Genomic DNA, 11,940 nt, shown 5'->3' on the forward strand with positions numbered 1-11,940 from the left:
CGGCCCATGGTCCGATGGCGGTGCGGCGGGCGCCGCAGCCGTCCCGGCGCGCCGGCTGTCCTTGCGGTAGAGCACGGCATCCGGGTGGTAGCGCGGCGTGAAGCCGGCGAACAGCTCGGACGAGGCTTCGCTGGGATTGACGACCAGCCAGCCGCCTTCCACCAGGCAGTCGCGCAGGCGCGCCACGACATCGCGCATCTGCGTACGCGAAAAGTACATCAGCACGTTGCGGCAGAAGATCACATCCATGGCCATGCAGTCGGGCGGATACGGTCCTTGCACCAGGTTGAGCTGGGCGAAGCGCACCTGGCGCCTCACCTCGGGGCGCAGCTGGTAGCGCCCCGGCGCGGTCTCGGCGAACCATGCGGCGCGCAGTACCGGCCCGGTGCGGCGGAAGGACCAGTCGCGGTAGACCGCGGCGCGCGCCGTATCCAGGCTGGCGGGATTCAGGTCGGTGGCCAGGATCGCGGTCCGTTCCGGCGCCAGCTGGGGCACGCCGATGCGCAGCGCCAGCGCCAGCGAGTAGGGTTCCTCGCCGGTCGCGCAGCCGGCGCTCCAGACGCGCAGCCCGGACTCCGGGTTGGCCGCCAGCCTGGCGCGCGCGACTTCGCACAGCAGGTCCAGACCGCGCGGCTCGCGGAAGAAATAGGTTTCGCCAATGCTCAGGTGGCGCGCGCACAGGGCGGTCCGGGCGGCGTCCCAGGGACCGTCCAGTAGCCACGCGGCCAGCGCGGCGGCGTCGGCCTGGCCCGCTTCCCGGGCCATGCGCGCGAAGGCCGCCGGCAGTTCGCGCCTGCGCGCCCCGGCGAAGTGCAGGCCGGTCTCGGTCTCGATGCGGCATGCGGCGCGCTCGATGGGTTCAGGCAGGCGCATGGAGGTCTCCGTGTGCGGCGCCGGTGAGGGCGCCAGCCAGGGCCGCGCGCTCGTCCGGGAACAGGAAACGGGCCGGCTCGACCACCAGGCACAGTCCATCCTCGAGGCGCACCATGCCCGCCACGTAGGGCGCGGCGCCCACCTGGCCGGGGAACAGCTGCGCCGGGTCGCGCTCGGTGACGCCGTGGATGCGGTCGACGACGATCCCTGCGAGGAAGCCCGACAGTTCGGCGACCAGGATCTGCTGCGCCGGGTCGAGCGGCGCCGGCGTCAGGCCGAGACGGCGCCCCACGTCGACCACCACCACCATCTCGCCCGCGACGTTGAGGACGCCGAGCACGATGGCGCCGCCGCCAGGCAGGGGCGCCGGCTCCGCGCACGGCACCGCGCGCCGCACGCAGGCGAGCGGCAGTCCGAGGTGCTGGCCGCGGCATTCGAATTCGATCAGTCGCATCATGCTGCTTGGGCTGGTTGTAGGTTCGCAGGTGCAAAAACGGGAGCCACCCGTTGTGCATTGACGCAGGACAATTAACGTTGAAATCCTACCCAAGTCCTGTCCGTCACAACACGGGAGTTACCTGCTGTGTGCGCCTCCTCGCCCATGCCGGCGTGCCCATGCAAGGCGGGTAGACCGCCTCAAGTCGTTGTTTTTTATATGGAAATAGCTATTGAGATAAAACTATCCTGTTAACCGAACGTCATAGATTTGACATTTCATGTCGCAAATTTAACGACATAAACAAGTGTCAATATCGTTGCCCGTTAGCAACTAAATGACCTATCGTGCGCTGGAAGGAGCAGGGACGGCCCTGCGGTGCATGGCTTCAGCCCACCAGCCCGTGCTGGACGGCATAGCGGATCAGCGCAGCGTTCGATTGCAAGCCCATCTTCTGGAAAATGCGCAGGCGATAGGTGTTCACCGAGCTGACGCTGATCCCCAGCTCGGCGGCGACCTGCTTGACCTGCAGTCCGGCGCCGATCAGGGCCAGGATCTCGCTCTCGCGCGCCGTCAGGCGTTCGTGCGGAGCGCCCGTTTCCGGCGCCCGTGCCTCCTGGGCCAGCAGCTCGGCCAGGCGCGGACCGATGTAGGTGCCGCCCTCCATCACCTTGCGGATTGCCTTGACCAGCTCCTCGGCCGCCATGGTCTTGGTGATGTAGCCGGCCGCTCCCGCCTTCAGCGCGGGGAGCGCATAGCGCTCTTCCCCATACATGCTGAGCATGAGTACGCGCTGCTCCGGGAATTGCCGGCGCACCTCGGACAATCCGTCCAGCCCATCGTGGCCGGGCAGGGAGATGTCCAGCACCAGCAGGTCGGGCTGGTGCTGTCCCACCAGCCGGAGCGCCTGCTCCAGGTCGGCTGCCTCGCCGACCACGCGCAGGCCAGGCGCCGAGCGGATGATCTTCTTGACGCCTTCGCGCAGCAATTCGTGGTCGTCGGCGATGACGAGGCTGATCATGAACGGGATCCTTGTGTCGAATGTAGGGGAACGCGCGCGGACACCAGGGTGCCGCGTGGAGCAAGGGGGCCGGCCAGCAGCTTGCCATCGACCAGTTCGGCGCGCTCGCGCATGCCCTGCAGGCCGAGCGAGACGCCGCGGCGCAAGCTTGCGCGGGCGATGCCGACACCGTCGTCGCGCACCCGCAGCACCAGCATGGCGCCTCGCCGCTCCAGGCTGACCCAGACCTTGCTCGCCTGGGCGTGGCGCAGCACGTTGGTCATGGCTTCCTGAAGGATGCGCAACAACGCCGCCGCCGCCGCCCGCGATGGATGGGGACGGCTCGGCTCGAAAGTCACGTGGCAGGCGATCCGGGTGCGGCGCTCGAAGTCGTGCACGTGCCAGGTGATGGCCGCGTACAGTCCCTGCTCGTCCAGCTCGGGCGCGCGCAGCTCGGTGGCGATCTCGCGCACCAGGCCGATGGCCCGCTCCAGGGTGGCGCTGGCCGAGCCGAGTTCGCCCAGGATGGCGGGACGCACCATCGGGCGCGAGTCGTCGCGCAGGTCGTCCTCGAGCAGCTTGATGTCGATCTTGGCCGCCGACAGGATCTGGCCCAGCTGGTCGTGCACCTCGCGCGCCAGCGCCTTGCGCTCGTTCTCGCGCACCGATTGCAGGCGCTCGTACAGGGTGCGCAATTCCAGGCGCGCGGTCTCGCTTTCGGTCTCGCTGCGCTTGCGCGCGGTGACGTCGCGCGCGATGGTCACGAAGCAGCGCTCGCCGCGCCAGGCCGGCAGGATCAGGGACACGAAGTGCGCCACCCACAGGCGCCTGCCGTCGGGACAGCGGTAGCGCAATTCGATCTCGAAGCTGCCGCAGGCGCCCGCCAGCAGGCGAGCGTGCCCATCGCGCAGGCGCGCCAGGTCGGCCGCCTCGATCCACTCGTCCAGGCTGCGCTCCGGCAGCATCGCGGCGTCCAGCCCCACCAGGGCCGCGTAGGCGTCGTTGGCGCGCACGATACGTCCCTCGCGGTCGGACAGGGCGACGCCGCCAGGGGCGCGGTCGAACACCGCGGCCAGCAGGCCGTTGGCCGCGCGCAGCGCCTCGGTGCGTTCCTCGACCCGGCGTTCGAGCTCGGCGTGGGCCTGGCGGCGCGCCTGCTCGGCCAGCTTGCGGCCGGTGACATCGGTGCCGAACAGCAGCGCGCCATGGGGAGCGCTGTAGCAGCGCACCTCGTACCAGCGCCCGGTGGCCCTGTGAAAATACTCGACCGGAGCGGTGTCGCGCCCTTCGATGGCGCCGCGCAGCGCTGCTTCCAGCTCGCTGCCGGGGAGATCGGGAATCAGGCGCCGCACGGTGGCGCCGACCAGGCGCTCCTTGGGCAGGCCGGCCGCCGCCGCGGCGGCGTCATTGAGCGCCACCACGCGCTGCACCCGGTCGAGGCTGACGACGGTGTCGCGGGTGCCGTCCAGCACGGTGGCCAGGTCGTGGCGCAGCTCGGCAAGTTGGCGCCGCAGCGCGGTTTCCTGTTCGAACGCGGCGCGCCGTACGCGCGCCATCTGCACATGCGAGCGCACCCGCGCGATCAGCTCGCGGCCGCTGAAGGGCTTGGCCAGGAAGTCGTCGGCGCCGGCCTCGAGCGCCTCGAGGCGCGCCTCCTCGCCCGCGCGCGCGGACAGCACCAGCACCGGCACCGCGCGCGCCGCGCCGTCGGCGCGGATGCGCCGCACCAGCTCCAGCCCGCCCTGGCCGTCCTGGCCGGGCAGGGTCGAATCGGCCAGCACCAGGTCGGGCGCACCAAGCCGGATCGCGGCCATGGCGGCGTCGGCGCTGTGCGCCGAGGCCACCCGGCAGCCATCCTGCAGCAGGCGCGCGACATAGCGCACCACGTCCGGGTCGCGTTCGACCACCAGCACCCGGATGCCCTCGCCCGCCGGCCGCGCACCGGCATCGGCGCCCTCGGCGGCGCCCAGGCCATAGCGCAGCAACTCGTCGCGGAAGCGGGCGCGCCGCGCCAGCGAAGGCGGAGCCCCGGTCGGCGCCGCCGCTCCCGTCTGGGACGGATCGGGCCGGCGCCAGGGGAGCCGCACCGTAAAGCGGCTGCCCAGCCCGCGCCGGCTCTCCAGCGCCACGTCGCCGCCATGCATGCGCGCCAGTTCGCGCACCAGGGACAGGCCCACGCCGCTCCCCTCGGCGCTGCGGCCGGCGGCCCTGCGGCTGCGGTAGAAACGATCGAACACGCGCCCTACTTCGTCCTCCTCGATGCCGATGCCGGTGTCGGCCACCTCGAGCTCGATCCGGCCTTCGGCGCCGCCGAGGCGCAGCGCGATGCCGCCCTCCAAGGTGAACTTGAAGGCGTTCGACAGCAGGTGGAAGACCATCTTCTCCCACATGTCGCGATCGAGCAGCGCGGCGCCCGGCGGCAGCGTGTTGTTCAAGGTCAGGCGCAGGCCCGCCGCCTCGACCGGCGCCCGGAACAGCGCCGCGATCTCGGCCGTGACCGGGCCGGGATCGACCGCTTCGAGCACCACCGGCAGGGCGCCTGCCTCGATGCGGGCGAAGTCCATCAGCGAGTCGACCAGCTTGTGCAGACGGCGCGCGTTGCGGTGCGCCATGTCGACCTGTTCGCGGGCGCCGGGCGGCAGCGCGCGGCGCGTCGTCGAGCAGCGCTCCGAGCGGCCCCAGCACGAGGGTCAGCGGGGTGCGTAGTTCATGGCTGGCGCTGGCGAAGAAATGCGAACGGCTGCGTTCCAGTTCGGCCATCGCGGCCCGGTGGCGGCGCTCCGCGGCGTCGGCCTCGGCAATCGCCACCGCGTGCGCGACGTGGCCGCCCACCTGGTCGAAAAATGCCCGGTAGGCGGGGTCGAGCGGGCTGCGCGGATTGACGCCGGCGAGCAGCACGCCGTCCGGCAGGTCCTGGCCGCCGAGCCGGAAAGGAACGGCCAGCATCTGGCGCGGCGCTTCCGGCCAGGGGCCGCAATGTCCCAGCACGCCGAGGGCCGGCCCGGCGTCCAGCACCTGTACCCGGCCGGTCGCGATCGCAGCCTGCGCCGCTCCAGCGAGCGCGTCCGCGAGCGCGCTGCAAGGAGGAGCGGAGCCCGGCGCGTGCCCGGTGCAGAACAGGCATTCCAGGTCGCCGCCGGCCTGGCTGCGCAGCAAGGCGCTGAAGGGCAAGTCGCGCGGGTTGCGCGCGAGCGCCTCGCGCACCCGCATCACCAGGTCGTCGCTGCGCCGCCCCCGCGCCACCGCCGTGGCCAGGTCGGCCACGGTGCGCTGGCGGCGCTCGGCCAGGATGCGCTGGGTGGTTTCCATGAACACGACGAACACGCCGCCGACCTCGTCCTCGGCACTGACGATCGGGCTATAGGAAAAGGTGAAATAGGACTCGACCAGTTGTCCGTGCGGATCCAGCACCAGTTCCAGGTCGTCGTTGCGCACCGCCTGTCCGCTGCGGTAGACCGACTCGAGCATCGGCCCGAAGGTGGGCCAGGCGTCAGGCCAGACATCGCTCGCACGCTGGCCCATGGCCCAGGGATGCTTGTCGCCGAAAACGCCGCTCGCCGCTTCGTTGTAGAGGTAGATGAATTCCGGACCCCAGACCAGCGCGAGGGAGAATTGCGAGCTGAGGCAAGTGACGGCGGCCGCGCGCAGTTCCGGCGGCCAGGCATCCGGCGGCCCGAGCGGGGTAGCGCTCCAATCCTTGTCGCCGGCGGCGCCGGGAAGCTTGGCAAAACCGGGCAGGACCTCCGTCCCAGGGGCGGCCTCATGGCTGGGCATGGCGGTTCGACACTCCTCAGGCGCCGGCAAGCGGAATGCTGCCAGTCATCTACATAAATTCTACCGATTGCGCATGGGCAATTGCAAACTTTGAAGCGTCAATACGCCACACTTTACCTATGGGAGAGGCGAACAAGGTGCCGTAAAGCATCTCATCGCGCCGTCTTTAGGATACAATGTCGGCCAAGTTGCCGCATTCCGGGACAAACCCGTCGCGCGGCGCCAATCCACGAACGACGGGCCGGCAGGTCTGCCGCGCCTTCCAGGTTCGCGGTCGCCGCCGCACAGATGCCAATGAAATCACCCACGATCCTTGCGTCTCTCCTAGTGTCCCTCCTGGCCCTGCGGAGCCTGGCCCCCGCCCATGCCGCGGCCCCCGATCTCCCCGATGTCGGCAACGTCCACGCCCCGCTCACCGTCGCCAAGCCGCTCGACATTCCGGAAGGCGGCTGGTTCACCTCCGCCGAACTCGGTGCGATCACGACCTCGGGCAACACCACCGGCACCTCGGTGACCGGCAAGATCGACGCGCGCCACGAGACGGTCGACTGGAGCCACGAGTTCATCCTCAGCGGTTTCTTCAAGGAAGACGAGTACGAGGACGACGAGGGCGTCAGGCAGACCAGCCGTTCTGCCGAACGCTGGGCGGCATCGGCCAAGGCCTCGCGCAAGCTGGTCGGCCCGGGCCGCCGCGCCTTCGTGCTCGGCTCGCACGTCAACGACCGCTTCGGCGCCTACACCCGCTATTCGACCATCGGCATCGGCCACGGCTCGCGCTGGCTCGACCAGACCGACAAGACTCTGGACGTCGAGATCGGTCCGGGCTATTTCGCCGGCGAGCGCGCCACGGGCGAGGACGAGAACGGCGTGACGGTACGCGGCGCGGCCCAGTTCCGCTGGCGCGTCAGCCCCTCGGCCTACTTCGCCCAGAGCGTCAGCGTCGAGAAAGGCACCTCGAACACCCACTCGGTGTCCGAGACCTCGCTCAGCACCAAGATCAACGGCACCATGCAGATGAAGGCCGGCTTCAGCGTGCGCAACGACACCAATGTCCCGAGCGACAAGAAGAACACGGACACCCAGACCTCGCTGACGATGGTCTATTCGTTCTGAGGTAAGCCGGCCGGGGATGCGGACCAGCGCAGTTCCTGCTGCGGCTCTTGCTTCGTCCCGTCGCTGGAGAGCGCCACGAATCCCAGGCCGGCATAGAGCCGGCGCGCGGGCGCATTGTCCAGCCTGACGCGCAGGGTCAGCGCCCGGCCGCTGTCCGCCGCCTCGTCCTGCAAGGCCCGCAACAGGGTGCGCGCATGGCCGCGGCGCCGGGCGCGCGGCGCGACCGCCAGGTCGACCACCCGCAGCGCGTCCGCCCCCCGGTCGAGCACCAGCCGGCCCAGCGGCCCTTCCCCGTCTTCCAGTATCCATTCCTCGGCGCCCGGCCAGGCGTGCGCATAGGCCAGGCGCTGCTGCGCCTGCTGGTAACGGGCGATGCCTTCGATCACGCTGCGCGGCACCGGCAGCGCGCCCAGGTCAGGCCGGGCGGACAGGTACAGCGCTGCCAGGAAGGCGGCGTCGCCCTCTTTCGGTACGCGGGCGGACAAGGCGCTTGAGCGCCGCGTGCTCAATGCGCCGCCGGCTGCGCCCGGCCCACCCGGCCTGGCGGACCGGCCAGCACCAGGGCGAGCAGACTCAGCAATGCGGCCGCGCTCAGGTAGTAGCCCACGTACTCCAGGCCGTAGTTGGTGGCCAGCCAGGTCGCCACGTAAGGCGCCAGCGAAGCACCCAGGATGCCGGCGAAATTGAAGGTGAGCGAGGCCCCGGTATAGCGCACCTCGGCCGGGAACAGCTCGGCCAGCAGGGTGCCCAGCGGCCCGTAGGTAAAGCCCACCAGGCACATGCCCAGCACCATGAACACGCCAGCCGACAGCAGGGTAGCGGCGCCGAACAGGGGGCCGTAGAGCAGGCCGAAGGCGGCGATCGCGGCGCTGACCACGATCATGGCGGCGCGCCGGCCGTGGCGGTCGGCCAGCAGTGCCGACGGCGGAATGGTGAGCGCGAAGAACACCACCGCGAACAGCTGCAGCAGCAGGAACTGCTGGCGCGAGAAGCCCAGCTTCGAGGTGCCCCAGCTTAGCGCGAACACCGTCATCAGGTAGAACACGACGAAGGTGGCGAGCGCGATCAGGGTGCCCAGCACCAGCGCGCGGCCATGCTGCGCGAACACGGCGACCGCCGGTACCTTGACCCGTTCGTTGCGGTCCAGCACCTTCTGGAAGTCCGGGGTCTCGGTGATTCTGAGGCGCACCCACAGGCCGACCGCCACCAGCAGCGCGCTGGCCAGGAAGGGGACGCGCCAGCCCCAGGTGAAGAACTCCTCGTCGCTCAGGATCTCGCCCAGCAGCAGGAAGGTGCCGCCCGACAGGAAGAAGCCGATCGGCGCCCCCAACTGCGGGAACATGCCGTACCAGGCGCGCTTGCCCGGCGGCGCGTTCTCGGTGGCGAGCAGCACCGCCCCGCCCCACTCGCCGCCCAGGCCCAGCCCTTGTCCGAAGCGGCACAGGGCCAGCAGGAGGGGCGCCAGCGTGCCGATCGCGGCATAGGTCGGCAGCATGCCGATCAGGACCGTGGACAGGCCCATGGTCAGCAGGGCCGCGACCAGGGTCGCCTTGCGGCCGATGCGGTCGCCGAAGTGACCGAACACGGCCGAGCCGACCGGACGCGCGAAGAAGGCGATGGCAAAGGTGGCCAGCGACTGCAGGGTGGCCGCGGCGGGATCGGCGGCCGGGAAGAACAGGCGCGGGAACACCAGCACCGCGGCCGTGGCATAGATGTAGAAGTCGTAGAACTCGATCGTGGTCCCGATCAGGCTGGCGAACAGGACGGTGCGCGGCTTGTTGGCCGGTGCGCTGGCGGCGGACGACGCCACGCTCATGCGTCGCCTGCCTGGGCCAGGGCCATGCGCACTTCGTCGGCGCTGTCGGGGCGCACCACGCGCGCCACTTCCTGCCCATCCTTCAGCACCACCACCGTGGGCCAGAGCTTGATGCGGAAGGAGCGGCCGAGCGGGCGGCCGGGGCCGTCCTCGACGCGGATGTGGCGGGCCGACGGGTAGTCGGCCAGGGCCTGGTCGATGGCCGGCTCGGCGGCGCGGCAATAACCGCACCAGTTGGCGCCGAAGTCCAGGGCCACGAGGCCGGGCGTCGCATCGATGGCGCTGCGTTCGGGCTGCGCGGTGTCATAGGGTGCTGCCATGATCGTCTCCTCACTGTTGCTATACCGATACTGTAAGCCTACCTGAAAACCGGGCGCCTGGCATGCCCTTCGCTTTCCCCAACGTGAAACAGCGAACGGAACACCTCGGCCATGGATGGCACTCTGGCCCTGGACACGTAAAAAGGAGGCAATCATGTCGGATAACCTGCAAAAAGCCGGATCGCAAGATCGTTCCCGCATCAACGTGCACGAGGAATGGGAGGTCCGTCATTGGACCGAAGCCCTGGGCGTGAGCCGCGAAGAGCTGGAGCGCGCCGTGAAGGCGGTCGGTCCCAGCGCGGAAGCCGTGCGCGCCCACCTCGGCCGCCGCTGATCCCCGGCGCGGGTCCCCTGGGCCCGCGCCCCCCACCCATCGCGGCAGCATGGGCTGCCTGAGGCGCCATCGCCCGCGCCCGCCCTCTCTTGTTGCCTGTCGTCCGGCGTCCGGCATGGCGCCGCCGGCCGGGGCATTCCAGAAAGGAGACCAGTTTGACGATTTCCGCCTTCGTTCAGTCGCTCGATATTTCCCTCGCCAACGGCCTGTTCGCCCTGGGCGCCGCCGTCGGCAGCTTCGTCCTGATGCACGGCGTCCTGCTCCTGATGCGCAAGCGCCTGTCGCGCCTGAGCGAGGAGCGCGCCCACCGCCCGGTCGCCGAAGTGCTCAGCCGGACCCTCGCCCATACCAGCACCCTCGCGATCCTGGCCACCTCGATCCTGATCGGCCTGTCGGTGCTCGACCTGCCCGAACCCTGGAACACGCGCCTGGGGCACCTGTGGTTCTTCACGCTCGGGGTCCAGCTGGCGCTCTACCTGCACCGCGCGATCAAGGTCGCGGCGCGGCGCTACTTCCGCGCCCACAGCCACGGCGCCGAGGACGAACAGGTCAGCGTGGCGCACACCCTGGTGATCTGGGTGCTGCAGACCAGCGTCTGGGCGATCTTCGTGCTGGCCATGCTGTCCAACCTGGGGATCAATGTCACCACCTTCGTCGCCAGCCTGGGCATCGGCGGCATCGCGATCGCGCTGGCCGTGCAGAACATCCTGGGCGACCTGTTCGCCTCGCTGTCGATCGCGGTCGACAAGCCCTTCGAGGTGGGCGACTCGATCTCGGTGAATCATTTCTCGGGGACGGTGGAGCATGTCGGCCTGAAGACCACCCGCATCCGCGCCCTGGGCGGCGAGCAGATCGTGATCGCCAACGCGGAACTGCTGCGCAACACGGTCTACAACTACCGGCGCATGAGCACGCGCCGCATCCAGTTCGCGCTGCGCGTCAACCCGGCCACCCCCCCGGAGCTGGCCGCGCGTGTGCCGCAGGCACTGGGCGCATTGATCGGCAAGCACGACAAGCTGCGTTTCGACCGCGCCCACCTCAAGACCGTGGACCAGAACTGGATCGAGTACGAGGTGGTGTACACCATGCTGGACGCCGACTACACCCTCTTCATGGACACGCAGCAGGCGATCAACCTGGACGCGCTGCGCATGTTCGAGGAGCTCGGCATCTCCACCGCACCGCGGCCGCAGCACCTGCTGCTGCAGGAGCTGCAGGACCAGCCGGCGCCGCAAGCGCGCGCCGCCGGCGTCCGGCCAGCGGTTCCGGCGCGCTACCTGACCCCCTGACCGACCTGACCCACACACGGAGCACACCCGGAGCCATCCATGAACCAGCCCAAGCAGCAGCAGGAAGCACCGGGCGTCGAAGCCGCCCTCGACCCGCCCGCCGACCACGGCGAAACCAGCTACCGCGGCAGCGGACGGCTGAAGGACAAGGCCGCCGTCATCACGGGCGGCGACAGCGGTATCGGGCGCGCGGTCGCCCTGGCCTATGCGCGCGAGGGCGCGGACGTCCTGATCGCCTACCTGAACGAGCACGAGGACGCGAAGGAAACGGCGCGCCTGGTCGAGGAAGCCGGGCGCAAGGCGGTGCTGATGGCCGGCGACCTGGCCGACCCGGCCCACTGCCGCGCCATCGTCGACAGGGCGGCGGCCGAATTCGGCCGCATCGACGTCCTGGTCAACAACGCGGCCTTCCAGATGAGCCGCGATGCGCTGGAAGAGATTCCGGATGAGGAATGGGACTACACCTTCAAGGTCAACATCACGGCCATGTTCCACCTGTGTAAAGCGGCGGTGAGGCACATGAAGCCGGGTTCGTCCATCATCAACACCACCTCGATCAACTCGGACAAGCCCAAGCCGACACTGCTCGCCTACGCCACCACCAAGGGCGCGATCGCCAACTTCACGGCGGGCCTGGCCCAGCTGCTGGCGGACAAGGGCATCCGCGTCAATTCAGTGGCGCCGGGGCCGATCTGGACGCCCCTGATTCCCTCCACCATGCCGCCGGACGAGGTGGCATCGTTCGGCCAGCAGGTGCCGATGAAGCGGCCCGGCCAGCCGAAGGAAGTGGCGCCCGTGTTCGTGATGCTGGCTTCGGATGAAGCCAGCTACATCTCGGGCGCGCGGATCGCCGTCACGGGCGGGACGCCGATCCTGTAGCTGCCTGGCTACCGGCGGCGCCTGCGCTCGCACTGCCGCTGAACGAGACCGCCGCATTGGCCGACGAGGTGGACTCGGCCGCCGACTGAAGGGCGCCGCGCGCCTG

General features: G+C 69.8%; 12 protein-coding genes. 5 read left to right on the forward strand and 7 right to left on the reverse strand.

Going from position 1 to position 11,940, the window contains the following annotated elements:
- The 4 genes from V7778_RS24375 to V7778_RS24390 form a co-directional block, all read right to left on the reverse strand.
- On the reverse strand, nt 1-873 hold an 873-nt coding region (locus V7778_RS24375; protein WP_335560127.1), incomplete at its 3' end, for a CheR family methyltransferase.
- Nucleotides 860-1,330: a chemotaxis protein CheW gene (locus V7778_RS24380; protein WP_335560129.1), complete on the reverse strand. Its 471-nt coding sequence runs from the start codon at nt 1,328-1,330 to the stop codon at nt 860-862. The genes V7778_RS24375 and V7778_RS24380, both read right to left, overlap by 14 nt.
- A 367-nt stretch (nt 1,331-1,697) precedes the next feature.
- Nucleotides 1,698-2,330, reverse strand: coding sequence for a response regulator transcription factor (locus V7778_RS24385; RefSeq protein WP_335560131.1), 633 nt, complete (start codon nt 2,328-2,330; stop codon nt 1,698-1,700).
- Nucleotides 2,327-4,921, reverse strand: a complete 2,595-nt coding sequence (locus V7778_RS24390) for an ATP-binding protein (RefSeq protein WP_335560132.1) — start codon at nt 4,919-4,921, stop codon at nt 2,327-2,329. The genes V7778_RS24385 and V7778_RS24390 overlap by 4 nt, the downstream gene beginning before the upstream one ends.
- Nucleotides 4,922-5,039: 118 nt before the next feature.
- Here V7778_RS24390 and V7778_RS24395 point away from each other — a divergent pair, with 118 nt between their 5' ends.
- Nucleotides 5,040-6,140, forward strand: a complete 1,101-nt coding sequence (locus V7778_RS24395) for a hypothetical protein (RefSeq protein WP_335560134.1) — start codon at nt 5,040-5,042, stop codon at nt 6,138-6,140.
- A gap of 270 nt (nt 6,141-6,410) precedes the next feature.
- Nucleotides 6,411-7,196 carry a DUF481 domain-containing protein gene (locus V7778_RS24400; protein WP_442920756.1) on the forward strand — a complete coding sequence of 262 codons (786 nt, stop codon included), beginning with the start codon at nt 6,411-6,413 and terminating at the stop codon, nt 7,194-7,196.
- On the opposite strand, the gene V7778_RS24405 is transcribed toward V7778_RS24400, so the two are convergent.
- Genes V7778_RS24405 through V7778_RS24415 form a run of 3 tightly spaced genes read right to left on the reverse strand, consistent with a single transcriptional unit; the run spans nt 7,184 to nt 9,332 of the window.
- Nucleotides 7,184-7,681, reverse strand: a complete 498-nt coding sequence (locus tag V7778_RS24405; protein ID WP_335560138.1) for a GNAT family N-acetyltransferase — start codon at nt 7,679-7,681, stop codon at nt 7,184-7,186. The genes V7778_RS24400 and V7778_RS24405 overlap by 13 nt on opposite strands.
- Before the next feature lie 20 nt (nt 7,682-7,701).
- Nucleotides 7,702-9,012: an MFS transporter gene (locus V7778_RS24410; RefSeq protein WP_335560139.1), complete on the reverse strand. Its 1,311-nt coding sequence runs from the start codon at nt 9,010-9,012 to the stop codon at nt 7,702-7,704.
- On the reverse strand, nt 9,009-9,332 hold the full coding sequence (locus V7778_RS24415) for a thioredoxin family protein (protein WP_335560141.1): 324 nt from the start codon (nt 9,330-9,332) through the stop codon (nt 9,009-9,011). Before V7778_RS24415 ends, V7778_RS24410 begins: the two co-directional genes overlap by 4 nt.
- A 154-nt stretch (nt 9,333-9,486) precedes the next feature.
- Between V7778_RS24415 and V7778_RS24420 the strand changes: the two genes are divergently transcribed.
- The 3 genes from V7778_RS24420 (at nt 9,487) to V7778_RS24430 (ending at nt 11,834) form a co-directional block, all read left to right on the forward strand.
- Nucleotides 9,487-9,666 (forward strand): DUF3606 domain-containing protein, encoded by a 180-nt coding sequence (locus V7778_RS24420; RefSeq protein WP_335560143.1) that lies wholly within the window; start codon nt 9,487-9,489, stop codon nt 9,664-9,666.
- A 155-nt stretch (nt 9,667-9,821) separates the two neighbouring features.
- Nucleotides 9,822-10,955 (forward strand): mechanosensitive ion channel family protein, encoded by a 1,134-nt coding sequence (locus tag V7778_RS24425; RefSeq protein WP_335560144.1) that lies wholly within the window; start codon nt 9,822-9,824, stop codon nt 10,953-10,955.
- A 39-nt stretch (nt 10,956-10,994) separates the two neighbouring features.
- Nucleotides 10,995-11,834: a glucose 1-dehydrogenase gene (locus tag V7778_RS24430; protein WP_335560146.1), complete on the forward strand. Its 840-nt coding sequence runs from the start codon at nt 10,995-10,997 to the stop codon at nt 11,832-11,834.
- Nucleotides 11,835-11,940 lie beyond the last annotated feature (106 nt).

Source organism: Massilia sp. DD77 (assembly GCF_036961685.1).
Lineage (GTDB): Bacteria > Pseudomonadota > Gammaproteobacteria > Burkholderiales > Burkholderiaceae_D > Telluria.

What these genes read in the sequence shown, in the direction of transcription:
- V7778_RS24380 (WP_335560129.1), bottom strand. Translation starts at nt 1,330, where the DNA reads ATGATGCGACTGATCGAATTCGAATGCCGCGGCCAGCACCTCGGACTG.
- V7778_RS24385 (WP_335560131.1), bottom strand. Translation starts at nt 2,330, where the DNA reads ATGATCAGCCTCGTCATCGCCGACGACCACGAATTGCTGCGCGAAGGC.
- V7778_RS24390 (WP_335560132.1), bottom strand. Translation starts at nt 4,921, where the DNA reads ATGGCGCACCGCAACGCGCGCCGTCTGCACAAGCTGGTCGACTCGCTG.
- V7778_RS24395 (WP_335560134.1), top strand. Translation starts at nt 5,040, where the DNA reads ATGCGAACGGCTGCGTTCCAGTTCGGCCATCGCGGCCCGGTGGCGGCG.
- V7778_RS24410 (WP_335560139.1), bottom strand. Translation starts at nt 9,012, where the DNA reads ATGAGCGTGGCGTCGTCCGCCGCCAGCGCACCGGCCAACAAGCCGCGC.
- V7778_RS24415 (WP_335560141.1), bottom strand. Translation starts at nt 9,332, where the DNA reads ATGGCAGCACCCTATGACACCGCGCAGCCCGAACGCAGCGCCATCGAT.
- V7778_RS24420 (WP_335560143.1), top strand. Translation starts at nt 9,487, where the DNA reads ATGTCGGATAACCTGCAAAAAGCCGGATCGCAAGATCGTTCCCGCATC.
- V7778_RS24430 (WP_335560146.1), top strand. Translation starts at nt 10,995, where the DNA reads ATGAACCAGCCCAAGCAGCAGCAGGAAGCACCGGGCGTCGAAGCCGCC.